General features: G+C 72.9%; 21 protein-coding genes and 2 tRNA genes. 17 read left to right on the top strand and 6 right to left on the bottom strand.

Annotation, left to right across the window (positions count from 1 at the left end; translation table 11 throughout):
- The first annotated feature begins 49 nt into the window (after positions 1–49).
- Both mycP and BOQ63_RS20495 read left to right on the top strand, forming a co-directional pair.
- Positions 50–1,270: a type VII secretion-associated serine protease mycosin gene (mycP, locus tag BOQ63_RS20500; protein ID WP_206780772.1), complete on the top strand. Its 1,221-nt coding sequence runs from the start codon at positions 50–52 to the stop codon at positions 1,268–1,270.
- A gap of 159 nt (positions 1,271–1,429) precedes the next feature.
- Complete coding sequence (locus BOQ63_RS20495) at positions 1,430–2,707, top strand: MFS transporter (protein WP_318277977.1); 1,278 nt, start codon at positions 1,430–1,432, stop codon at positions 2,705–2,707.
- Between the two features lie 23 nt (positions 2,708–2,730).
- On the opposite strand, the gene BOQ63_RS20490 is transcribed toward BOQ63_RS20495, so the two are convergent.
- Positions 2,731–3,327, bottom strand: a complete 597-nt coding sequence (locus BOQ63_RS20490) for a flavodoxin family protein (protein WP_030290697.1) — start codon at positions 3,325–3,327, stop codon at positions 2,731–2,733.
- A 154-nt stretch (positions 3,328–3,481) separates the two neighbouring features.
- Here BOQ63_RS20490 and BOQ63_RS20485 point away from each other — a divergent pair, with 154 nt between their 5' ends.
- The 5 genes from BOQ63_RS20485 (at position 3,482) to BOQ63_RS20465 (ending at position 7,457) form a co-directional block, all read left to right on the top strand.
- The gene (locus BOQ63_RS20485; RefSeq protein ID WP_072654751.1) at positions 3,482–3,904 is read left to right on the top strand and encodes a winged helix-turn-helix transcriptional regulator; all 423 of its coding nucleotides are present in this window, start codon (positions 3,482–3,484) and stop codon (positions 3,902–3,904) included.
- 176 nt (positions 3,905–4,080) lie between these two features.
- Positions 4,081–4,156, top strand: a tRNA-Thr gene (locus BOQ63_RS20480).
- Between the two features lie 178 nt (positions 4,157–4,334).
- Positions 4,335–5,003, top strand: a complete 669-nt coding sequence (locus tag BOQ63_RS20475; protein ID WP_030290693.1) for a LuxR C-terminal-related transcriptional regulator — start codon at positions 4,335–4,337, stop codon at positions 5,001–5,003.
- A gap of 207 nt (positions 5,004–5,210) precedes the next feature.
- Positions 5,211–6,176 (top strand): UDP-glucose 4-epimerase GalE, encoded by a 966-nt coding sequence (gene galE, locus BOQ63_RS20470; RefSeq protein WP_094742910.1) that lies wholly within the window; start codon positions 5,211–5,213, stop codon positions 6,174–6,176.
- Positions 6,177–6,464: 288 nt separating this feature from the next.
- Positions 6,465–7,457: a LuxR C-terminal-related transcriptional regulator gene (locus BOQ63_RS20465; protein ID WP_030552309.1), complete on the top strand. Its 993-nt coding sequence runs from the start codon at positions 6,465–6,467 to the stop codon at positions 7,455–7,457.
- A gap of 15 nt (positions 7,458–7,472) precedes the next feature.
- On the opposite strand, the gene BOQ63_RS20460 is transcribed toward BOQ63_RS20465, so the two are convergent.
- On the bottom strand, positions 7,473–7,970 hold the full coding sequence (locus BOQ63_RS20460) for a MarR family winged helix-turn-helix transcriptional regulator (RefSeq protein ID WP_030290689.1): 498 nt from the start codon (positions 7,968–7,970) through the stop codon (positions 7,473–7,475).
- A gap of 110 nt (positions 7,971–8,080) precedes the next feature.
- Here BOQ63_RS20460 and BOQ63_RS20455 point away from each other — a divergent pair, with 110 nt between their 5' ends.
- Entirely contained in the window at positions 8,081–8,872 is a 792-nt protein-coding gene (locus tag BOQ63_RS20455) for a methyltransferase domain-containing protein (RefSeq protein WP_030290688.1), read from the top strand.
- Between the two features lie 100 nt (positions 8,873–8,972).
- Here BOQ63_RS20455 and BOQ63_RS20450 read toward each other — a convergent pair whose 3' ends face one another.
- Together BOQ63_RS20450 and BOQ63_RS20445 are read right to left on the bottom strand one after the other, a co-directional pair.
- A complete protein-coding gene (locus tag BOQ63_RS20450; RefSeq protein ID WP_223886267.1) occupies positions 8,973–9,575 on the bottom strand; it encodes a TetR/AcrR family transcriptional regulator in 603 nt (200 codons plus the stop codon).
- Between the two features lie 218 nt (positions 9,576–9,793).
- The gene (locus tag BOQ63_RS20445) at positions 9,794–10,786 is read right to left on the bottom strand and encodes an acyl-CoA desaturase (protein WP_072654748.1); all 993 of its coding nucleotides are present in this window, start codon (positions 10,784–10,786) and stop codon (positions 9,794–9,796) included.
- 268 nt (positions 10,787–11,054) lie between these two features.
- Here BOQ63_RS20445 and BOQ63_RS20440 point away from each other — a divergent pair.
- The 4 genes from BOQ63_RS20440 to BOQ63_RS20425 all read left to right on the top strand — a co-directional run bounded on the left by BOQ63_RS20440 (position 11,055) and on the right by BOQ63_RS20425 (position 14,854).
- Positions 11,055–11,125: transfer RNA gene (locus BOQ63_RS20440), tRNA-Gln, on the top strand.
- 154 nt (positions 11,126–11,279) lie between these two features.
- A complete protein-coding gene (gene glmU / locus BOQ63_RS20435) occupies positions 11,280–12,746 on the top strand; it encodes a bifunctional UDP-N-acetylglucosamine diphosphorylase/glucosamine-1-phosphate N-acetyltransferase GlmU (RefSeq protein ID WP_030552304.1) in 1,467 nt (488 codons plus the stop codon).
- Positions 12,747–12,946: 200 nt separating this feature from the next.
- Positions 12,947–13,924 carry a ribose-phosphate diphosphokinase gene (locus BOQ63_RS20430; protein ID WP_030290680.1) on the top strand — a complete coding sequence of 326 codons (978 nt, stop codon included), beginning with the start codon at positions 12,947–12,949 and terminating at the stop codon, positions 13,922–13,924.
- Positions 13,925–14,266: 342 nt separating this feature from the next.
- Positions 14,267–14,854 (top strand): 50S ribosomal protein L25/general stress protein Ctc, encoded by a 588-nt coding sequence (locus BOQ63_RS20425; protein ID WP_030290678.1) that lies wholly within the window; start codon positions 14,267–14,269, stop codon positions 14,852–14,854.
- A 12-nt stretch (positions 14,855–14,866) separates the two neighbouring features.
- Here BOQ63_RS20425 and BOQ63_RS20420 read toward each other — a convergent pair whose 3' ends face one another.
- On the bottom strand, positions 14,867–14,974 hold the full coding sequence (locus BOQ63_RS20420) for an NAD-glutamate dehydrogenase (RefSeq protein WP_141763840.1): 108 nt from the start codon (positions 14,972–14,974) through the stop codon (positions 14,867–14,869).
- On the opposite strand from BOQ63_RS20420, the gene pth reads away from it, so the two are divergent.
- The 4 genes from pth to BOQ63_RS20400 all read left to right on the top strand — a co-directional run bounded on the left by pth (position 14,973) and on the right by BOQ63_RS20400 (position 17,410).
- Positions 14,973–15,551, top strand: a complete 579-nt coding sequence (pth, locus tag BOQ63_RS20415) for an aminoacyl-tRNA hydrolase (RefSeq protein ID WP_030290675.1) — start codon at positions 14,973–14,975, stop codon at positions 15,549–15,551. The two genes, BOQ63_RS20420 and pth, sit on opposite strands and share 2 nt — an antisense overlap.
- A 211-nt stretch (positions 15,552–15,762) precedes the next feature.
- Positions 15,763–16,014, top strand: a complete 252-nt coding sequence (locus tag BOQ63_RS20410) for a hypothetical protein (protein WP_143174751.1) — start codon at positions 15,763–15,765, stop codon at positions 16,012–16,014.
- Positions 16,015–16,107: 93 nt separating this feature from the next.
- Complete coding sequence (locus tag BOQ63_RS20405; RefSeq protein ID WP_223885989.1) at positions 16,108–16,629, top strand: SigE family RNA polymerase sigma factor; 522 nt, start codon at positions 16,108–16,110, stop codon at positions 16,627–16,629.
- Positions 16,619–17,410, top strand: coding sequence for a hypothetical protein (locus BOQ63_RS20400; protein WP_030290670.1), 792 nt, complete (start codon positions 16,619–16,621; stop codon positions 17,408–17,410). Before BOQ63_RS20405 ends, BOQ63_RS20400 begins: the two co-directional genes overlap by 11 nt.
- A 60-nt stretch (positions 17,411–17,470) precedes the next feature.
- Here the strand turns inward: BOQ63_RS20400 and ppc are convergent, their stop codons facing one another.
- The gene (gene ppc / locus BOQ63_RS20395) at positions 17,471–20,266 is read right to left on the bottom strand and encodes a phosphoenolpyruvate carboxylase (RefSeq protein ID WP_051824484.1); all 2,796 of its coding nucleotides are present in this window, start codon (positions 20,264–20,266) and stop codon (positions 17,471–17,473) included.
- 260 nt (positions 20,267–20,526) lie between these two features.
- On the opposite strand from ppc, the gene BOQ63_RS20390 reads away from it, so the two are divergent.
- On the top strand, positions 20,527–21,795 hold the full coding sequence (locus tag BOQ63_RS20390) for a sensor histidine kinase (RefSeq protein ID WP_030290667.1): 1,269 nt from the start codon (positions 20,527–20,529) through the stop codon (positions 21,793–21,795).
- Positions 21,796–21,797 lie beyond the last annotated feature (2 nt).

Here is a 21,797-nt window from a genome sequence, read left to right as displayed (position 1 = left end):
CTGGATGCGGGCCCGGCGGCTTGTGGCCGCCGGGGTCGCGAGTGTGTGCGTGGTGGGGAGCGCGGCCGGGCCGGCGGTCGCGGGTGGTTCGATCCGGGCTGATCAGTGGCATCTGGAAGCCATGCATGCCCCGGAGATGTGGAAGGCGTCGAAGGGGGAGGGGATCACCGTTGCGGTGATCGACGGAGGCTTCAAGCTGGATCATCCGGACCTGGCGGGCCAGTTCCTCCCGGGTAAGGACTTCAGCGGCAGCCCCGGCGGGGTGGGGTCGTACGCGGATGGCCACGGGACGGAAATGGCCGGCCTGATCGCCGGGACCGGCAGGAGCACCGGTGGAACGGGCGCTTACGGGCTGGCGCCTGGGGTCAAGATCCTCCCCCTGAAGATGAATGATGGATCGGATCGATCCCTGGGAGCCTCCATTTCATCGGACTTCCTCGACGAGGTGGGCCAGGCCGTGAGCTATGCGGTCGACCAGGGCGCGAAGGTCGTCAGCATCTCGGAGCAGAGCTCGGCCGTCACGGCCACGCCAGAGGACGTCGCCAAGCTGAACCGCATTCTGGCGGAGGCGAGGGCGAAGGGGGTGCTCGTGGTTGCAGGTGTCGGGAACTCGAAGCGGGACGGCAACCTCGTCCAGTATCCGGCTGCGCTGCCCAACGTCGTCGGCGTCGGGGCTGTCGACCGCAATGGCGATGTGACACAGGAATCCCAGCATGGGTCCTACGTGGCTCTCGTGGCCCCGGGCGTGGATGTGATCACTGCTTGTATGGGTTCCACCGGCTACTGCAAGGGCCAGGGCACGTCCTATGCGACCGCTCTGGTGTCCGCCTCGGCGGCGCTGGTGTGGGCGGTACACAAGGGCTGGACGGCGAATCAGGTTCTGCGGGTGCTCATCAACACCGCGGGAAGGTCGAACGGGGGCACGGTCCGCACGGATGGCGCTGGTTGGGGCGCGGTTCGGCCGAGGATCGCCTTGACGGATCCCGGCGATCCCGGACCGGCGGACGTGTCGCCGCTCCCGGCGGACGCGCCCGTACCGGTCCCGTCGTCCACCCTCCTGGCCTCGACGCCGGCCGCGACGCCTGCCGGCCCGTCGCCGACGGTCCCGCCGCTGCCCACCACCGCGGCCGCGGCGGACGTCGGGAGCGGGAACAGCGGTCTCGGCTGGCCCGTGGCCATTTCGGTGATCGTGGCGGTTGTCTTGGCTGCGGGTTTGGCAGTGATGCTGCTGGTCCGGCGGCTGATCGTGATCGTGCGGGGCGCGCGGTAGCGGCGCGCGGTGCGCGGGGTGGGCGTGGGGGTTGGGGGTGTGCGCTGGGGTCACTCGGGTGGGGGCTGGTGGGGGGCCCGGGTGGTGGTGAGGGTGGGTGGTATGGATGCGGAGGGTGCTTGGCGGGTTGGGCAGTTGCGGCGGGCGGCGGCTGCGGCGTTGATCGGGACAGCGATCGAGTTCTACGACTTCTTCCTGTACGGGACGGCGGCCGCGTTGGTGTTCGGGCCGGTGTTCTTTCCCGAACTGGGCACGGTGGGGGCGCTGTTGGCGGCCTTCTCGGTGTATGCGGTGGCGTTCCTGGCCCGGCCGTTGGGGGCGGTGGTGTTCGGGCACTTCGGGGACCGGGTGGGCCGGAAGGCGACGTTGGTGGTGTCGCTGCTGTTGATGGGGTTGGCGACGGCGGCGGTGGGGTTGTTGCCGGGGTTCGCGGTGTGGGGGTGGTGGTCGCCGGCGCTGCTGGTGGTGCTGCGGGTGTGCCAGGGCGTCGGGTTGGGCGGGGAGTGGGGCGGGGCGGCGCTGCTGATCGCGGAGAACGCGCCGGCCGGGCGGCGCGGGCGGTACGGGGGGTTCCTGCAGTTGGGGCCGTCGGCCGGGTTCGTGCTGGCGAACGGCGGGTTCCTGGCGCTCCAACTGGTGCTGGACGAAAGGTCGTTCCGGGAGTGGGGCTGGCGGGTGCCGTTCCTGGCCTCGCTGGTGCTGGTGGCCGTGGGGCTGTTCGTGCGGCTGCGGCTGGCGGAGTCGCCGCTGTTCCGGGCGGACGTGCGGCGGGACCGTCCGCCGGTGGTGGAGGTGCTGCGCGAGCACTGGCGGCCGGTGTTGGCGGGCGGCGGGGCGATCACGGTCGGGTACGCGCTGTTCTACCTGACCACCACGTACGCGCTGGCGTACGCGACGTCCGGTCTCGGGGTGGCGAGCACGCTGGTGCTGGCGATGCTGCTGGCCGGGGCGGCGGGCGGGGCCGTGACGGTGTGGTTGAGCGCTTCGCACAGTGACCGGTGGGGCCGTCGGCGGACGTTGCGGTGGGCGACGGGCCTGGCGGCCGGGTGGTCGCTGGTGCTGTTCCCGCTGCTGGAGACGGTGCGCCGGCCGTTGATGTTCCTGGGGCTGGCCGGGGCGATGGTGGTGCTGGGCTGTCTGATGGGCCCGTTGGCGGCGTTCCTGCCCGAGTTGTTCCCGACTCGGGTGCGCTACACGGGTGCCGCGTTGACGTACAACCTGGGCGGGGTGGTCGGCGGGGCGACGACGCCGCTGGTGGCGACCAGGCTGACGGCGGCGTACGGCACGGCGCAGCCGGCCGGCTGGTACCTGGCGGCCCTGGGCGTGCTGGCCCTGGGCTGTCTGTGGGTGCTGCCGGACACCACGGGTGCGGAGTTGGCGGCGGTGGACGGCGGATACCGCCGGGCGCCCGTTCTGGGGGCGGACCCGGCGGCGTAGCCGTACGCGGGGGGCCTGGGCGGTCAGCCGGCCAGGGCGGCGCGGCCGGCCAGCACGATCGCGGTGTGCCGGGCGACGCGCTCGCCCAGGTGCTCGGCGGTGGCGATGTCGGCCTTGTGGACGGCCTCGGCGCCCGCGTCGGACGGGGAGGAGGCGGCGGCGCCGTTGAAGAAGCCGAGGCGGTTGAGGTCGTTCTCGCTGGCGGTGGTGGCGTTCCAGCCGGGCTTGAGGCCGAGGTTGACCCAGTTCATGCCGTGCTGGGCGGCGAGGGTCTGGAAGTAGCCGAGGGTGCTGGCCTTGTCGCCGCTCTTGGAGGCGGAGTTGGTGAAGCCGGCCGCGACCTTGTCCTTCCAGGCGTCGGTGAACCAGCGCTTGCTGGTGGCCTCGGCGAAGACGTGGAAGGCGCCGGAGGCGGTGCCCATGTAGGTGGGGGAGCCGAAGACGATCGCGTCGGCGGCGTCGAGCTGGGCCCACTGCTCGTCGGTGATGGTGTCGACGGCGATCGAGACGACCTCGGCACCGGCGGCGGCGGCGCCGCGGGCGACGGCCTCGGCGATCACGGCGGTGTGGCCGTAGCCGGAGTGGTAGGCGAGGGCGACGGTCGGGCGGATGGCAGTCATGCGGGGGCACTCCTGTGCGGCGGGGGAACGGATGCGGGTCCGGCGGGCTACGGCCGGTCGATCGGTCTCCAATATAGACCAGGTCTCTGATAGAGACCAAGCATGGATCGGAGACCAGGTTCGAATCGGAGACCGCAGGTCTACCCTGGACGCCATGACGACGGAGGACACCGCCCGCACCGGGGCCGAGCCGCAGGCGGAGCAGGAGCACGACGTCTTCGCCCAGCTCTGCCCAAGCCGCGAGATGTTCGCTGAGCTCGCCGACAAGTGGTCGCTGCTGATCCTGATGAGCCTCTCCGCCTGCGGACCCCAGCGCTTCTCCGAGCTCCAGCGCGGGGTCGGCGGAGTGAGCCGCAAGATGCTCACCCAGTCGCTGCGCAACCTGGAGCGCAGCGGCCTGGTGCTCCGTACGGTCTTCCCGGAGACGCCGCCGCGGGTGGTCTACGACCTGCGGCCGCTCGGCCGGGAGCTGGCCGAACTGGTCACCCCGCTCGGCCACTGGACGGAGCGGCGCGCCCGGCAGATGCTCGCGGCCCGCGAGGAGTTCGACGCGGCGCACCCCGAGGGGTCCCGGTAGCGGGCTGCCCGGCGGCACGGTCCGGGCGGACCGGTCGGGTGGATCAGGCGGATCGGGCGGATCGAGCGGGCGAACCGGGCGGCCGGGGGGCGGAGCGGGGCCGATTTCCCTTTCGGGTCGACGGCCGTGTAATGTCTTCCTTGTTCGACCGGCCCGGGAAAACAAAAACCCGGCAAGCCCCTATAGCTCAGTCGGTAGAGCGTCTCCATGGTAAGGAGAAGGTCTGCGGTTCGATTCCGCATGGGGGCTCCACTGAAAGACCCTCGCCTCGCGGCGGGGGTCTTTCGCGTTCCCCGGCCCGGGTGCGTTCCGGTTCCGGTGACACGCGGCGGCCTAGCGGGGCGGGTACGGAATGCGCTGTGATGGTGCGTCATCGGCCGCCCGCCCGAGGGGGTGCGGGTGCGAGCCGGGCCCCGACCGGGAGGGCGTCATGGGTGTTCGACTCGTGGTGGTCGACGACCACCGGCTGCTGGCCGAGGCGCTGGCCACGGCACTGCAACTGCGCGGCCACCGGGTGCTCGCGGTCGGTTCCCCGGTCGGCGTCGTCGCCGACCTGGTCGCCGGGCGGCGGCCCGAGGTGTGCCTGCTGGGAGTGTCCGCGCCGGGCGAGCCGGGCGCCTTCGACGGGCTGCGTCGGATCCGCCGGGAGCGCCCCGAGGTGGCCGTGATCGTCCTCGGGCCGGTCGGTGAACTCGGCGGCGTGGCCTGCGCGTTCGCGGCCGGAGCAGCGGGCTACGTGCCGAGCGACGAGCGGATCGAGGTGGTCGAGCGGGCGATCGGACGGGCCCGGGCGGGCGAGGCCGCGGTGGCCGTGGACGTCCTGCGCGGGGCCTTCGACCAGTTGCTGCGCCCGGTGGCCGAACCGGACGACGAGTCGGTCCGGTTGCTGCGGCTGCTGACCCGCCGTGAGGTGCAGGTGCTGGCCCGGATCGCGGACGGCGAGGACACCGCGGCGATTGCCGCCGGGATGCGGATCGCCGCGAGCACCGCCCGTACCCACGTGCAGCGCGTGCTGATGAAGCTGGGCGCGCGCACCCGGCTGGAGGCGGCCGCGGTGGCCGCGCGGACCGGCCTGCTGGAACGGATGGCCGAAGGCTGAGCGGTGGGGCCGACGCCTGAGCGGTGGGGCCGACGGGGGTTGGCCGCGGGCGCCTGTGGAGGACGGCTGAGGAGTGGGTGAGAATGCGCGGGAGCGGGAGCCCCGGTGGTCGGGAGCACCCCGCCGGACGGGGACAATTGACCCCAGTCGTTCGCATTCCTTCGATGGCGCCCCCGACCGGGCGGACCATCGCCCGCTGGAGGTCTCATCATGAGTAAGTACCTGGTCACGGGTGGCGCCGGCTACGTCGGCAGCGTGGTGGCCGCCCACCTGCTGGAGGCGGGTCACCAGGTGACCGTCCTGGACGACCTCTCGACCGGTTTCCGTGAGGGTGTCCCGGCCGGTGCCGAGTTCGTCGAGGGCCGGATCCAGGAGGCCGGCAAGGTGCTGGACGGCTCCTTCGACGGCGTGCTGCACTTCGCCGCCTCCTCGCAGGTCGGCGAGTCGGTCGTGGACCCGGAGAAGTACTGGCGCAACAACGTGGCCGGCTCGCTGGAGCTGATCACCGCGATGCGCGCGGCGGGCGTGCGCAAGCTGGTGTTCTCCTCCACCGCCGCCGTGTACGGCGAGCCGGAGGTCGTGCCGATCGCCGAGACCGCCCGGACCTCGCCGACCAACACCTACGGCGCCAGCAAGCTCGCCATGGACCACATGATCACCAGCGAGGCCGTCGCGCACGGCCTGGCCGCCGTCTCGCTGCGTTACTTCAACGTGGCCGGCGCGTACGGCGCCTACGGCGAGCGCCACGACCCCGAGTCGCACCTGATCCCGCTGGTCTTCCAGGCCGCGCTCGGACAGCGCCCGCACATCGCGGTGTTCGGCGACGACTACCCGACCCCGGACGGCACCTGCATCCGCGACTACATCCACGTCGCCGACCTGGCCGACGCCCACCTGCTGGCGCTGGACGCCGCCAAGCCGGGCGAGCACCTGATCTGCAACCTGGGCAACGGCAGCGGCTTCTCGGTGCGCGAGGTGATCGAGTCGGTCAAGCGCGTCACCGGCCGGGAGATCCCGGTGCAGGTCGCCGCCCGCCGGGCCGGCGACCCGGCCGTGCTGGTGGCCTCCGCCGAGCGCGCCCACGAGGCGCTGGGCTGGACGCCGCGCCGTCCGAACCTGGACGACATCGTCGCCGACGCCTGGAAGTTCACCCTGGAGAAGAACGGCAAGTAGGACCGTCCGCCCGCCAGGGCCAACCGCCCGTCCCGGCCGGTCAGTTGGGCGTCTCTCCGGAGCCGCCCGGCTGGCCGGCCGCGCCGCTCGCGCCACTCCTGACGAAACTTCACCGAACCGGCACGGGAGCGTTTCCCGGCCCGTACGCTGAGTGCGGTACCGGTGGGGGCCGGCGCCCTTTCGGCCGCACCGGCCACCGGTGGGCGGGCGGAGCGGAGGGTCCGGAACGCGGACGCCGGACCGGTCCCCGCTCCCGGGCTCGGGCGCTCTGAGCAGGGGGTAGTGACGATGGGGCGGATCCGGGTCCTGGTGGTCGACGACCACCGGATCTTCGCCGAGGCGCTGGCCGCGGCCCTGGCCGCCGAGCCCGACGTGGAGGTGGGCGCGGCCGGCAGCGCGGCCGCCGCCGAGCGGGCGCTGGAGCGTGCCGCCGCCGAGGGGCGGGCCTACGACGTGGCGCTGATCGACGCCGACCTGGGGGGCGAGGCGGCCGGGCCGGGCGCCCGGGCCAGGCCCGGCGGCGAACCGGCCGAGGAGGCCCGCCGCCGCCCGCCGCCGACCGTACCGCCCCCGGCCGTACCGCTGTCGGCCGTACCGCCGCCGCGCCGGCCGGGCGCCGTGTCCGCCGTCCCGGGGGCCGTGGCCCGCTCCGCGGAGCAGGTACGCGCGGAGCAGCTGCGCGCCGAGCAGGCCCGCGCGGACCAGCTCCGTACCGACCAGTTGCGCGCCGACCAGGCCCGCGCAGAGCAGCTCAGGCCCGCCGCCCCGCAGCCGGACGGCATCACCCTGCTCGGCCGGCTCCGCCGGGCCCATCCGGGGCTGCGCGCGGTGGTGCTGGCCACCGTGGACGACCCGCACCGCGCGGCCCGGGCGCTGCACGCGGGCGCCACCGGCTGGGTGGCGAAGGAGAGTTCGCTGGCCCGGCTGCTCGCGGTGGTCCGGGGAGTGCTGCGGGACGAGACGCACCTGCCGCCCGCGCTGCTCACCGGGGTGATCCGCGAGCTCACCACCGCCCGGCGGGACCGCACCGAGAGCGAGCGGCTGGTCGACACCCTGACGCCGAGGGAGAAGCAGATCCTGCGCTGCATGGTGGCGGGCCTGGGCCGGCAGGCGGTCGCGGAGCGGCTCTACCTGTCGCCGCACACCGTCCGCACCCACATGCAGAACGTGCTGGGGAAGCTGGGGGTGCACTCCACGCTGGCCGCCGTCGCGGTGGCCCGCCGGGCCGGGGTCAGTCCGGCGGAGCCGGTCGTGCCGCCGTCCATCGCCTCGGCCCCGTAGCCGGAGGCCGGGGGCTCAGCCCGGGATGTTGTCGAACGGTGCGACCAGCAGCCGCAGCAGGGCGGCGAGTTCGCCCTGCTGGCCGGAGCTGAGCTGGGCGAGCAGTTCGCGCTCGTGCGTCAGCAGGCCGGCCAGCGCCTGGTCGGCGCGGTCGCGGCCGTCGTCGGTGAGCCGGACGAGCACGCCGCGGCGGTCGTCCGGGTCGGGCAGGCGCTTGACCAGGCCCTTGCCGGTGAGGCGGTCGATCCGGTTGGTCATGGTGCCGGAGGTGACCAGGGTCTGGGTGAGCAGCTGTCCGGGGGAGAGCTGGTAGGGGGAGCCGGCCCGCCGCAGGGCGGTCAGGACGTCGAACTCCCAGGGCTCCAGGCCGTGCTCGGCGAAGGCGGTGCGGCGGGCGCGGTCGAGGTGGCGGGCGAGCCGGCTGACCCGGCTGAGCACCTCCAGCGGCTCCACGTCGAGGTCGGGGCGCTCCCGGCGCCACGCTGCGACCAGCCTGTCGACCTCGTCCTCCATGGCGATCAGTGTATCGGTGGATGTGTCGATGTGAAGTCTCTTGACATCGAGAAATGTGCGGGGGAGGCTGCGGGAGATATCTTGATATCGAGATACCTGCGAGGTGAACCATGACCAGCCCCGTCTGGGACCCGGCGCAGTACCTGCGCTTCGCCGACGAACGTACCCGCCCGCTGCGCGACCTGCTCGCCCGCGTCCCCGCCCTGCCGAACGAGCCCGCCGCAACGATCCTCGACATCGGCTGCGGCCCCGGCAACTCCACCGCCGTCCTGCGCGAACGCTGGCCGCAGGCCCGGATCACCGGAGTCGACAACTCCGCCCCGATGCTGGCCACCGCCCGCACCGAGGGCGAGCCCACCGCCGACTACCTGCTCGCCGACGCCCGCGACTACGACCCGGCCCCGGCCGGGCCCGACCTGATCGCCTCCAACGCGACCCTCCAGTGGGTGGACGGGCACCTGGCGGTGCTGGCGCGCTGGGCGGACGCCCTTCGGCCCGGCGGGGTCCTCGCCTTCCAGGTGCCGGGCAACTTCGACGCCCCCAGCCACACCCTGCTCGCCGAACTGCGCCGCAGCCCCCGCTGGCGCGACACCCTCGGTGCCGACGCCGTCCGCAGCGGCGTCCACCCGCCGGGGCGGTACCTCGACGCCCTCGCCGGGGCCGGCTGCGCCGTCGACGTCTGGGAGACCACCTACAGCACCCTGCTGCCCGGGCCGGACCCGGTACTGGAATGGGTCAAGGGGACCGCGCTGCGCCCGGTGCTCGGCCGGCTCACCGACCAGGCCGACCGGGCCGCCTTCCTCGCCGAGTACGGGCGGCTGCTGCGCGAGGCCTACCCGGCCGGGCCGCACGGGACGGTCTTCCCGTTCCGGCGGATCTTCGCGGTGGGGGTGAAGCGGTAAGGCCGAAGCGGTAAGGCCGAAGCGGACAGGAGTGGGGCAGAGGCGGACGAGAGTGAGGCGGTAAGGGCGGGACGGAGCTGTGGAACGGGGCGGTGGCGGATCAGGCCCTGCGGTCGCCGACCAGCCTCGGGTGCCGCTCCAGGCCCTCCAGCCCGTGCCAGGCCAGGTTCACCAGGTGCGCCGCCACCGTCGCCTTGTCCGGCTTGCGGACCTCCAGCCACCACTGGCCGGTCAGCGCGACCATCCCGACCAGCATCTGCGAGTACATCGGGGCCAGCCGGGCGTCGAAGCCCCGGGACTTGAACTCCAGACCGAGGATGTCCTCGACCTGGGTCGCGATGTCGCTGATCAGCGAGGCGAAGGTGCCGGTCGACTGGGCCACCGGCGAGTCCCGGACCAGGATCCGGAAGCCGTCCGTCGAGGTGTCGATGTAGTCCATCAGCGCGAACGCCGCCTGCTCCAGCAGCTCGCGCGAGTGCCCGCCGGTGAGCGCCCCCGTCACCATGTCCAGCAGCAGCTGCATCTCGCGGTCCACCACCACCGCGTAGAGCCCCTCCTTGCCCCCGAAGTGCTCGTACACCACGGGCTTGGAGACGCCGGCGCGCTCGGCGATCTCCTCCACCGAGGTGCCGTCGTAGCCGCGCTCGGCGAAGACCGTTCGGCCGATCTCCAGCAGCTGCTCCCGGCGTTGCTTGCCGGTCATCCGGACCCGGCCGCCCCGCCGGCGCGGCGCCGGCGCCGTACCGGGCACCGCCTCCGCGGCGCCCTCGGTGCCGCCGTCGGGGGCCGCGCCCGCCGCAGCGGCGGCCCGCGGACGGGCCGGCGCCGTTCCGGGCGCCGCGTCCGTCCGCGTGCTCTGGTGACCGCCTGTGCTGTCTGCGCTGCTCCCGTTCACCCCTACATCATGCTGGAAGCGCCGCCTCATGCTGCGCGGCGGGCGGCGATCCGCTGCGGGTCCGGCCAGCGGACGTCCCGGACCCAGCCGGCCAGCTCGAACCAGCGGATCAGCCGGGCCGAGGAGTCGATCTGCCCGCGCAGCACCCCGTGCCGGGCCGAGGTCGGGTCGGCGTGGTGGAGGTTGTGCCAGGACTCGCCGCAGGAGAGCACCGCGAGCCACCAGACGTTGCCGGAGCGGTCCCGGGAGCGGAACGGGCGCCGGCCGATCGCGTGGCAGATCGAGTTGATCGACCAGGTGACGTGGTGCAGCAGCGCGACCCGGACCAGCGAACCCCAGAAGAAGGCGGACAGCGCGCCCTGCCAGGAGAGGCTCACCAGACCGCCGACCAGGGCGGGCAGCAGCAGTGAGATGGTGGTCCAGAGCCAGAACAGCCGGGAGATCCGCCGCATGGCCGGGTCACCGACCAGGTCCGGCGCGTACTTGAGGTGCGGGGTCTGCTCCTCGTCGAACATCCAGCCCATGTGCGCCCACCACAGGCCCTTGATCAGCGCCGGGACGCTCTCGCCGTAGCGCCACGGCGAGTGCGGGTCGCCGTCCTTGTCGCTGAACCGGTGGTGCTTGCGGTGGTCGGCCACCCAGCGCACCAGCGGGCCCTCGACCGCCAGGCTGCCGGCGATCGCGAGGACCAGCCGCATCGGGCGGGAGGCCTTGAAGGCGCCGTGGGTGAAGTAGCGGTGGTAGCCGACGGTGATGCCGTGACAGGTGAGGAAGTACATCGCGACGGTGACCGCCGTGTCCGTCCAGCCGAGTCCCCACCCCCAGGCCACCGGTACGGCGGCGACCAGGGCGGCGAACGGCACGAGGATGAAGAGGGCGAGTGCGATCCGCTCGGCGAGACCCTGCTTCTCCCCGCCGCGGGTGGCGGACAGCCGGGTCGCGGCGTCGGCGGAGGGATCGGAGGAGGGATCGGGAAGCGCGGCGGCCCCCGCGCGCTCCTCGCCGGCCTGGATGGTCATGGGCATCCCTTCGCGGCGTCCCGGGACCGGGACGGCAAAACCTACGTTGGCGTAACCTACGGAATCGTAGGTTGCGCTCCGCGGCCAGGGGAACACACCGCTGCGCGGCGCCCGGGTGAATTCACCCGACTGGATGGATGAACCCGGGACCGCCGCCGTGCCGGGATCGGACGGGCCAGCACGGTCGGCACAGGTGGTAGATGTGAAGCGCGCTACCCCGTAGTCTTGCCCCAGCGCGCCGTCGGGGCTCCGGCGGCGGGCGCTCCGGTCCCGGATCGTCTAAGGGCAGGACAGCTGGTTTTGGTCCAGCTTATGGGGGTTCGAATCCTCCTCCGGGAGCACTGAGTACGGCCGCGGGCGGGCATGCGCGGGCCGGGCCGCTGGCATTCCGGCCGGCTGCCCCGCACTATCCTCGAACTGCCAGAGCACATGTGCGGACCCGCGTTCTGGCCTGCTCTGCCCTCTCTGTGAACCTAATGAGGAGCCTCCCCGCATGGGTGCCAATTCGCTTGCCGCCGTTGTCGTGCTCGCCGCCGGTGGCGGGACCCGGATGAAGTCGAACAAGCTGCCCAAGGTGCTGCACGAGGTGTGCGGGCGCTCGCTGGTGGGTCACGCGGTGTCGGCGGCCGGGGAGCTGACGCCGGGACAGCTCGTCGTGGTCGTCGGGCACCAGCGCGAGCAGGTCGAGGAGCACCTGGCGGCGCACTACCCCGGCGTGCGCCCGGTCGTGCAGGAGGAGCAGAACGGCACCGGCCACGCGGTGCGCACCGCGCTGGAGGCGCTGGCCGCCGACGGCGTCACGCTGGACGGCACGGTGATCGTCACCGCCGGGGACTCCCCGCTGCTGACCGGGGACACCCTGCGCCGGCTGGCGAAGTCGCACGAGGCGCAGCAGAACGGCGTCACGGTGCTGACCGCCGTCGTCCCCGAGCCCTTCGGCTACGGCCGGATCCTGCGCGACGAGGACGGCACGGTCGCCGCGATCGTCGAGGAGCGGGACGCCACCGACACCCAGCGCGCGATCGCCGAGATCAACTCGGGCGTCTTCGCCTTCGACGCCAAGCTGCTCACCGAGGCGCTGGCCGAGCTCACCACGGACAACTCGCAGGGCGAGGAGTACCTGACCGACACCCTGGAGATCCTGCGCAAGGCCGGGCACCGGGTCGGCGCCGTGGTCGCCGAGGACCACCGGGACATCCTGGGCATCAACGACCGGGTCCAGCTGGCGCAGGCCCGCCGTCTGCTGAACGACCGCCTGCTGGAGCAGGCGATGCGCGCCGGCGTCACCGTGGTGGACCCGGCCACCACCTGGGTCGACGTCCAGGTGACGTACGAGCCGGACGCCGTCGTGCTGCCGAACACCCAGCTGCAGGGCACCACCCACCTGGGCGAGGGCTGCGAGGTGGGCCCGAACTCCACCCTGAAGGACACCCTGGTCGGCGCCGGCGCCCGGGTGAGCAACACCACGGCCGACCGCGCCGAGATCGGCGAGCTGGCCGCCACCGGCCCGTACGCCTACCTGCGGCCGGGGGCCAAGCTGGCGCGCAAGGCGAAGGTCGGCACCTACGTCGAGGTCAAGAACTCCGAGCTGGGCGAGGGCGCCAAGGTCCCGCACCTCTCCTACATCGGCGACGCCACGATCGGCGAGGGCACCAACGTCGGCGCGGCCTCGGTCACCGTGAACTACGACGGGGTCAACAAGCACCGCACGGTCATCGGCGCGCACTGCCGCACCGGCTCGGACAACATGTTCATCGCCCCGGTGACCGTCGGTGACGGCGCCTACACCGGCGCGGGCTCGGTGATCAGCACCGACGTTCCGCCCGGCGCACTCGGCGTGAACCGCGCGCAGCAGCGCAACATCGAGGGCTGGGTCGAGCGCAAGCGCCCCGGGACGGTGTCCGCGCAGGCCGCCAAGGCCGCGGTGGACGGCGCCGGGGACGGCGCCGGGGAGGCCTGACCGGGCGCCGGAGGCCGGCCGGACGGTCCCGGGGCGGACGGTTTCTGCGCGGGCGCGTAACCTTGGGGACATACGTGCGCCACTGGGCCTACCGCCCGTGTCCAGGCGTACCGACAATTCCCTGATCCCCCGTGGGTGCGGGCTGCGCCTGCCCTCCTCGGGAGAGGGATTCAGCGTCCGCAACGCGAGGAGACGGTGCAGTGAGCGGGATCACGACGTCGGGTGAGAAGAAGCTCAAGCTCTTCTCCGGCCGTGCCCACCCGGAACTGGCGAAGGAGGTTGCCGAGGCGCTGGGGAGCGAGCTGGTCCCGACCAAGGCCCTGGACTTCGCCAACGGCGAGATCTACGTCCGCTTCCTGGAGTCGGCCCGCGGTGCGGACTGCTTCGTGATGCAGAGCCACACGGCTCCCATCAACCAGTGGATCATGGAGCAGCTGATCATGATCGATGCTCTGAAGCGGGCCTCCGCCCGGAGCATCACTGCGATCCTGCCGTTCTACGGCTACGCCCGCCAGGACAAGAAGCACCTGGGCCGCGAGCCGATCTCGGCCCGCCTGATCGCCGACCTGCTGCGCCAGGCCGGCGCCGACCGCCTGATGGCCGTGGACCTGCACACCGCGCAGATCCAGGGCTTCTTCGACGGCCCGGTGGACCACCTGTTCGCGCTGCCGCTGCTGGCCGACTACATCGGCGGGAAGGTGGACCGCTCCAAGCTGACCGTCGTCTCGCCGGACGCCGGCCGGGTCAAGGTCGCCGACCAGTGGTGCGACCGGCTGGACGCCCCGCTGGCGATCATCCACAAGCGCCGCGACATGACCCAGGCCAACACCATCCTGTCGGCCGAGGTCGTCGGTGACGTCAAGGGCCGGGTCTGCGTCCTGGTCGACGACATGATCGACACCGCGGGCACGATCTGCGCCGCCGCCGACGCGCTGTTCGACAACGGTGCCGCGGACGTCGTGGTGGCCGCCACCCACGGTGTGCTCTCCGGCCCGGCCGCGGACCGGCTGAAGAACTCGCGGGTGAGCGAATTCGTGTTCACCAACACGCTGCCCACCCCGGCGGAGCTCCAGCTGGACAAGATCACCACGCTGTCCATCGCACCGTCGATCGCCGCCGCGATCCGCGAGGTGTTCGAGGAGGGCTCGGTCACCAGCCTCTTCGAGGGCGTGCACTGACCTTCGAGGGCGTGCACTGACCTTCGGGGGCGTGCACTGACGAAGCCCCGCGCAGGCGGCCCCGGACCATCCACGGTCCGGGGCCGCCGCCGTTTCCCCGGGAGGGGGCCGATTTCGCGGGAGGGGGCCGGTGCGGTTAGACTCGTGAAACTGCTCGGCGAGGGATGCCGTGTGCCTGCTCGACGGGCGCCGACACCGTGATCGACGCGCTGCCGGTAGCGGATTCCGTCCGCCGGCAGAGGCCGTTGCCGCCGAGTGACCCCCGAACGTACTGAGGGTGTGGTCCCGGCGGTTTTTCGCGTTGCCTGCACCCCCGCGCCAGTCTTCACGAGGAGTGCAGTCGTGTCCGAGATCCGCCTTGCCGCTGAGACCCGTACCGAGTTCGGCAAGGGTGCCGCCCGTCGCGCCCGCCGCGCCGGCTTCGTCCCCGGTGTCGTCTACGGCCACGGCCACGCCCCGGTTCACCTGAACCTGCCCGGCCACGACCTGATGATGGCCCTCAAGACCCCGAACGCCCTGCTGGTCGTTCCGATCGAGGGCAAGGACGAGTACGTCCTGCCGAAGGCCGTCCAGCGCGAGGCCATCAAGCGCACCATCGAGCACGTCGACCTGCTGCTGGTCAAGCGTGGCGAGAAGGTCACCGTCGAGATTCCGGTCCACACCGAGGGCGAGCTGGCCCCCGGTGGCAACCTGCTGGAGCACGTCCTGCAGGCCCTGCCGGTCGAGGCCGAGGCCACCCACCTGCCCGAGGCCGTCACCGTCTCCGTCGAGGGCCTGGAGGCCGGTGCCTCCGTCCACGCCAAGGACATCGCCCTGCCGGCTGGCGTCTCGCTGGCCGTCGACGCCGACGCCGTCGTGCTGCAGGTCATCGCCGCCCAGGCCGCCCCGGTCGAGGACGAGGCCGCCGAGGCCGAGGGTGCCGAGGCCTGAGCCTCGTAGCCTTCACGGCTTTTGACCGCTGCCCCGGTCGCTCCCCTGGAGCGGCCGGGGCAGCGGTGCGTCCGGGATGATGACGTCGAGCGCGGAGTCGAGCGCGAAGGAGAGAGGCATGGCCGAGGATTACGAGGGCCCCTGGCTGGTGGTCGGGCTGGGCAACCCCGGGGAGCAGTACGCCAGGAACCGGCACAACATCGGCTTCATGGTGGTGGACCTGCTGGCGCAGCGGATGGGCGCCAAGTTCAAGGCGCACAAGAGCCGGGCGCAGGTGGCCGAGGGGCGGCTGGCGGGCAGGCGGGTGGTGCTGGCCAAGCCGATGTCCTTCATGAACCTCTCCGGTGGGCCGGTGACGGCGCTGCGGGACTTCTACAAGGTGCCGGCCTCGGCGCTGATCGCCGTCCACGACGAGCTGGACATCGACTACGCGGCGCTGCGGCTGAAGCTGGGCGGCGGGGACAACGGCCACAACGGGCTGAAGTCGATCACCAAGTCGCTCGGGCCGGACTACCACCGGGTGCGCTGCGGGATCGGCCGCCCGCCGGGCCGGATGGAGGTCGCGGACTTCGTCCTGAAGGACTTCTCCTCGACCGAGCGCAAGGAGCTGGAGTGGTTCGTGGACCGCTCGGCGGACGCGGTGGAGGCGCTGCTGTCCGAGGGGCTGGAGCGGGCGCAGGGCACGTACAACTCCTGACCGTCCGTCATGTGCACGGTGTGCCGGGTACACAACAGTCGTGCAACGCTTGCCCCGCCAAACCTGAAACCATGTGAGAACCCTGTGCGGGATCGGATAGCGTCGGCCTGGTACGCGAACGGGTCCTGGGGAGTTCTCGATGCGGAGATTGCGTCCGGTCCGCCGACTTCGGCGGCTCCGGGTGATTCGGCTGAAGCAGCTCGGACGACGGGTGGGCACCGCCGGTGCGCTGGGAGCGGCGGGGATGCTGCTGTCCAGCGGTGCGGTGGCGCACGCCGATCCGGTGGCCGAGCCGGATCCGGGGGTCACGCCGGAGCCCGCGGCGGCGCAGTTCGGTCCGGTGCTGGGCGACTCGGTCGGCCCGGACGCCGGACTGCTGGCGGTCGGGGGCGGCCTGGTGGTCGCGGCCGGCGGAGCGGCGCTGTGGTTGAAGCGCCGGCGCGCGGGGGAGCCCGCGGAGTAGGAACGTGATGCGAGGGGCCGGTGTCCACGGAAGTGGGCACCGGCCCCTCGTCGTCCTGTCATCCGTTTCCGGCGGCCGGTGCGTCCTGAGGGTATGAAGCGCGAATCGATGCGCCCGGGGGGTTCCGGATCCGACCCGTTCGACGAGTTCGTCGCGGCGCGGTACCAGGCCCTCCTGCGGGGGGCGTACCTGATCACCGGGGATGTTCACGACGCCCGGGACCTGTTGCACGACGCCCTGGCACGGGTGTACCCGAAGCGGTCGGCGATCCGGGAGCCCGGCGCGGCCGAGGGCTACGTCCGCCGGACGATGGTGCGCACCCACGTCTCGCGGTGGCGCCGGACCAGACGCGAGGTGCTGACATCCGTCCTGCCGGACGGGCCGGCGGTCCAGGAGGCCGAGCGGGACGGGCAGTTGGCGGCGGCGCTGGCCGGTCTGCCGCGGCGGCAGCGGGCGGCGGTGGTGCTGCGCTACTACCTGGACCTGCCCGTGGCCCAGGTGGCGGTGGAGCTGGGGTGCTCGGTGACCACGGCGAAGACCCACCTGGCGCGGGGGCTCAAGGCGCTTCGACAGGAAGTGGAACCGGCGAGGGAGTTGGTGGGGCGTGAGGGCTGAGGACGAGTTCGAGGAGGAGCTGTCCGTCCGGCTCGGGGCCCGGGCGGCGGGGATCGGCGGCAGCCCGCCGCTGGCCGAGCTGCGCGAGGCGGGACGCCGACGGGCCCGGCGACGGGGGGTCGTGCGGGCCGTCACGGCGGTGGCGGTGCTGGCGGTCGGCGCGGGGGCGCTGACGCAGCTGGGCGGCGGGGGGAACGCGGCCTCGGGCGCCGGGCCGGCGGCAACCCCGGTCGTGACGCCGACCGGGACCGCGGTCGTGACGCCGACCGGGACCCCGGGCAGAACATCGCGGGGAGCCGAGACCGACGAGCGGGTGAAGACCGTCCTGAGCTGCGGCCGGAGCGGCCCGTCCTCGGCACCGGCGTCGGACCAGCAGGCGGGGGCGGACCTGGTGGCGGCGGGCCGGGCGGTCGAGCGGATGGCGCGGCAGGAGTACGGGGACCACTACTTCGCGACCTGCCTGGACACGGCCGAGGGCACGCTGGTCGTGATGCGCAACCCGGCCCCGACGGGCCTGGACGCCGCCGCGTCGCAGGCCGTGGCCCCGTGGCCCACGGTGAAGCTGCGGTTCGTCGCCGCGCCCTCGTACCCCTCGCAGCTGACCCTCGCCAAGGAGATCCGGGCCGAGGCCGGGGACTGGTCGGCGACGAAGGGCGTGTACATCGCGTGGGTGGAGATCGCCCTGGACGGCAAGGGAGTGATCGTCCACACCCCGCAGGCGGAGACCGCGCGGGCGGAGATCGTCCGGCAGTACGGAAACCTGGTCTCGGTCGGCCTCTGAAACGGCGTGGGGGCCGGTGCTCGTGGAGAGCACCGGCCCCGACGCGTGCCCGGGCGGCGGTCAGCCGGTGTTGCGCAGGCCGGCGGCGATGCCGTTGACGGTGAGCAGCAGCGCGCGGGCGCGCAGCGGGTCCTCGTGGCGGCCGGCGGCGACCTCCTCGCGCTGGCGGCGCAGCAGCGCGACCTGGAGGTAGGAGATCGGGTCGAGGTAGGCGTCGCGGACGGTGAAGGTCTGCTTCAGCACCGGGTTGTGCTCCAGCAGTTCACTCTCGCCGGTGAGCCGCAGCACCTCGCGCAGGGTGAGCTCGTGCTCGGCGACGATCTGGTCGAAGATGTGCCGCAGCTCGGCGGGCACCAGCTGCTCGACGTAGTGGCGGGCGATCCGCAGGTCGGTCTTGGCCAGCGTCATGGCGACGTTGGACAAGAAGTTGCGGAAGAAGTGCCACTGGCCGTACATCTCGTCCAGCACGTCACCGAGACCGGCCGCACGGGCGGCGGCGAGGCCGGAGCCGACGCCGTACCAGCCGGGGACGATCTGGCGGGACTGGGTCCAGCCGAACACCCAGGGGATGGCCCGCAGGCCGTCCAGTCCGGCGCCGGAGTCGGGGCGGCGGGACGGGCGGGATCCCAGGTGGAGCGAGGCGAGCTGGTCGACCGGGGTGGAGGCGAAGAAGTACTTCGGCAGGTCCTCCTGGTCGACCAGGGCGCGGTAACAGGTGTGGGCGGCCTCGGAGACCCGGTCCATCGCGGCGTCCCAGCGGGCCAGTTCCTCGGGGGCCTGGCGCGGGGAGGTGTGCAGCGCGGAGGCGGCGAGGGTGGCGGAGACGGTCAGCTCCAGGTTCTCCCGGGCGAGGGAGGGGAGCAGGTACTTGTCGGAGATGACCTCGCCCTGCTCGGTGACCTTGATCTCGCCCTCCAGGGTGCCCCAGGGCTGGGCCAGGATGGCCTCGTGCGAGGGGCCGCCGCCGCGGCCGACGGTGCCGCCTCGGCCGTGGAACAGGCGCAGCCGGATGCCGTAGCGGTGGGCGACGTCGCGCAGCCGGCGCTGGGCGCGGTGGATCTCCCACTGGGAGGTGGTGATGCCGCCGAACTTGGAGGAGTCGGAGTAGCCGAGCATGACCTCCTGGAGGTCGCCGCGCAGCGAGACGAGCAGCCGGTAGGAGGGGTCGGAGAGCATCTCGTCCAGGATGCGGTCGGCCTGCTGGAGTTCGTCGGTGGTCTCCAGCAGCGGCACGATGCCGATCTTGGCGATCCCGGAGTGCAGGTCGATCAGGCCGGCCTCGCGGGCCAGCACGGTGGCGGCGAAGACGTCGTCGGCGCCCTGGCACATCGAGATGATGTAGCTCTCGACGATCTCGTCGCCGAAGCGCTCGAAGCCCTCGCGGATGGTGTTGAAGACGCCGAGGGTCTTGGTGCCGGCCGCGTCCAGCGGGGCCGGGGTGGGGGCGAGCGGGCGGCGCGAGCGCAGCTCCTTGGCGAGCAGCTTCTGCCGGTACTCGCGGGGCATGTCGGCGTAGCGCCAGGCCTCCTCGCCGAGCCGGTCGAAGAGCTGGCCGAGGGCGTGGTGGTGGGCCTCGGCGTGCTCGCGCACGTCCATGGTGGCGAGCTGGAGGCCGAAGGCCTCGATGGTGCGGATGGCGCGGGCGAGGCGGCCGTCGGCGATCAGTTCGCCGCGGTGGGCGCGCAGTGAGTCCTGGATCAGCCGCAGGTCGGCGATCAGCTCGCGGGTGCCGACGTAGTCGCGGCCCTCGACGTGCGGGGTGCCGCCGGCCAGGCGCTCGCGGGTGTTCTCCAGCTTGAGCCGGATGCAGGTGGCCTTGAGGCGGTAGGGCTCCTCGGCGTTCATCCGCTTGTAGCGGGGGCTGAGTTCGGGGAGCCGGTGCAGGTCGGTGTTGAGCGAGGCGAGCAGTTCGACCGAGGCGCCGGCCAGCCGCTCGGAGGTGGAGAGGGTGTTGCGCAGGTCGTCGATCGCGTCCAGGGCGTCCTTGATGCCGTACTCGTGCTGGAGGTTGAGGACGTCCCAGGTGACCTGCGGGGTGACGTTGGGGTTGCCGTCGCGGTCGCCGCCGATCCAGGTGCCGAAGGTGAGCGGGCGCACGCCGTCGGGCAGGCGCAGGCCGACCCGGGCGAGCTCCTCGTGCAGCTCCTCCAGGACCTCGGGGACGGCCTCGCGGTAGAGCTCGTCCAGGTAGTAGACGGCGTTGCGGGCCTCGTCGGTGGGCTCGGGGCGGGCGATGCGCAGCTCGTCGGTCTGCCACAGCAGGTCGATGACCTCGGCGAGGCGGCGGTCGGCCGAGCGCTTGGCGCTGCTGGTGCGGGCCGGGTCGGCGGCGGCCAGGCCGGAGGCGAGCTCCTCGTGGTGGATGCGGTCGAGGAGTTCGCCGATCCGGCGCAGCTTGTTGAGCACGCTGCGGCGGGCGGCCTCGGTGGGGTGGGCGGTGAAGACCGGGCGGACCGCGAGGTGGGCCAGGGTGTCCTCGAGGTGCTTGGGGTCCGCGTCGGCGAGCTGGTCGGCGGTCTGCGCGAGCAGCGAGCCCTCACGGGCGCGGCGGGTGGCGAACTCCCGGCCGCGGTGCACCTGCTCGGTGACGTTGGCGAGGTGGAAGTAGGTGGAGAAGGCGCGGACCAGCTTGGCGGCGGTGTCCAGGTCGATGTCGGAGAGGAGTTCGGCGGTGGCCTCGCCGTCGGTGCGGCTGAGCAGGCGGACCTGTTCGACCAGGCCCAGCAGCTGGGGGCCCTCCTGGCGGACCAGCGTCTCGCCGAGCAGGTCGCCGAGGCGGCGGATGTCCGCACGCAGGGCGGCATTGTCGGCGATGGCGGTGGGGCTGTCCGCCGGGTTGGGGACCGGAGCGGTCACGGCTGGCTCCCTGTGGTGGTGGGGTTCGGCAACGGCTCATCGTCACAGGTCCACGCGCAGTGTGGCGGGTGTGACGCGTGCGGACCGCGCTGTCCGACGCGACCAGCATAGGTGTCGGGGCGTTTGCTGTCCGAGAGGTGGCCGGATGGCGGACAGGGCTGCCGAGGACCGCCTGTGGTCTGGACCACTTGACGGGCGTGATCGGCGTACCCCGCAATCCCGGTGGGGAAGGGAAGGGGTTGCCGCTTAACCTGTCAGGCATGAGCAAGTCGCCTGGGGAGCGCGTGCCGGTCCGGTCGTTCTGGTGGTGGAAGCGGCGGCGCAGCGCCCTCCTCGACATCGGGCTTGCGCTGCTCGCCGCGGTCGAGTGCTCGGCCGGTACGATCGCCTTCCTGTCCGCCCGGATCCACGTGAGCCTCGCGGGCGCGGTCGGGATCGCGGTGCTCGGCACGCTGGCCGGCGGTTCGCTGGTGGTGCGCCGGCGCTGGCCGGCCGTACCGGTGCTGGCGACGCTGCTGGTGACGCCCGGGATGCTGGGCGTGCTGCTGCTGGTGGTGTCGCTGTACACGCTGGCGGAGACCTGGGAGTGGCCCTCCCGGCGCCGCCGCGTGGTGGCGCTGTCCGGACTGGCCTTCGCCGAGGCGGCGGCCGTGATCGCCGTGACGCTGATCGTGCCGGGCGACTCGTCGGTGGAGCAGCCGCCGCTGTGGATCCAGATCCTGTTCTCGCTGCTGGTGGCGGTCGGCCTGACCGTCGCCCCGGTGGTGACCGGCCTGTACGTGGGGGCGCGGCGGCGGCTGATCGAGTCGCTCAAGGACCGTGCGCACGGCCTGGAGACCGAACTGGACCTGCTGGCCGAGCAGGCCCAGGAGCGGGCCCGCCGGGCCCGGCTGGAGGAGCGCACCCGGATCGCCCGGGAGATGCACGACGTGGTGGCGCACCGGGTCTCGCTGATGGTGGTGCACGCCGGGGCGCTGGAGCGAATAGCCGTCAAGGACCCGGAGAAGGCCGCGCAGAGCGCCAAGTTGATGGGCGAGGTGGGCCGGCAGGCGCTCAACGAGCTGCGCGAGATCCTCGGCGTGCTGCGGATGGACGACGAGCGGCAGCCGGAGCCGGACTCGCTGGCCGGGCTGCCCCGGCTGGTCGACCAGTCCCGGGCGGCCGGGATGGCGGTGACGCTGACGGTCAGCGGCAGCCGGCAGGACTTCACCGGCGACGCCGAGCAGACCGCCTACCGGGTCGTCCAGGAGGGGCTGACCAACGCCCACAAGCACGCGGGCGGCGCCCAGGTGTCGGTGCTGCTGGCGTACGCGCCGAACGGGGTGCGGGTGAGCGTGGTGAACGCCTGCCCGGGCGGGGAGCGGGGCGCGGCGCAGCTGCCGAGCGGCGGCAACGGGCTGGTCGGGATGCGGGAGCGGGTGATCGCGCTGGGCGGCACCTTCTCGTCCGGGCCGGAGGCGGACGGCGGGTTCCGGGTGGAGGCGGTGCTGCCGTCCCGGCTGGCCGTCCGGAGCGACCGGCTCGGGTAGCG

The organism is Streptomyces viridifaciens (assembly GCF_001888885.2).
Classification (GTDB): domain Bacteria; phylum Actinomycetota; class Actinomycetes; order Streptomycetales; family Streptomycetaceae; genus Kitasatospora; species Kitasatospora aureofaciens.
This window is presented reverse-complemented; position numbering and strand designations above follow the sequence as displayed.

Coding starts and splice junctions, on each gene's coding strand:
- BOQ63_RS20460 (WP_030290689.1), bottom strand. CDS start 7,970: ATGGAGGACGAGGTCGACAGGCTGGTCGCAGCGTGGCGCCGGGAGCGC.
- BOQ63_RS20490 (WP_030290697.1), bottom strand. CDS start 3,327: ATGACTGCCATCCGCCCGACCGTCGCCCTCGCCTACCACTCCGGCTAC.
- BOQ63_RS20485 (WP_072654751.1), top strand. CDS start 3,482: ATGACGACGGAGGACACCGCCCGCACCGGGGCCGAGCCGCAGGCGGAG.
- BOQ63_RS20420 (WP_141763840.1), bottom strand. CDS start 14,974: ATGCCTCTCTCCTTCGCGCTCGACTCCGCGCTCGACGTCATCATCCCG.
- BOQ63_RS20475 (WP_030290693.1), top strand. CDS start 4,335: ATGGGTGTTCGACTCGTGGTGGTCGACGACCACCGGCTGCTGGCCGAG.
- BOQ63_RS20405 (WP_223885989.1), top strand. CDS start 16,108: ATGAAGCGCGAATCGATGCGCCCGGGGGGTTCCGGATCCGACCCGTTC.
- BOQ63_RS20390 (WP_030290667.1), top strand. CDS start 20,527: ATGAGCAAGTCGCCTGGGGAGCGCGTGCCGGTCCGGTCGTTCTGGTGG.
- pth (WP_030290675.1), top strand. CDS start 14,973: ATGGCCGAGGATTACGAGGGCCCCTGGCTGGTGGTCGGGCTGGGCAAC.
- BOQ63_RS20450 (WP_223886267.1), bottom strand. CDS start 9,575: ATGACCGGCAAGCAACGCCGGGAGCAGCTGCTGGAGATCGGCCGAACG.
- BOQ63_RS20455 (WP_030290688.1), top strand. CDS start 8,081: ATGACCAGCCCCGTCTGGGACCCGGCGCAGTACCTGCGCTTCGCCGAC.
- glmU (WP_030552304.1), top strand. CDS start 11,280: ATGGGTGCCAATTCGCTTGCCGCCGTTGTCGTGCTCGCCGCCGGTGGC.
- BOQ63_RS20445 (WP_072654748.1), bottom strand. CDS start 10,786: ATGACCATCCAGGCCGGCGAGGAGCGCGCGGGGGCCGCCGCGCTTCCC.
- BOQ63_RS20465 (WP_030552309.1), top strand. CDS start 6,465: ATGGGGCGGATCCGGGTCCTGGTGGTCGACGACCACCGGATCTTCGCC.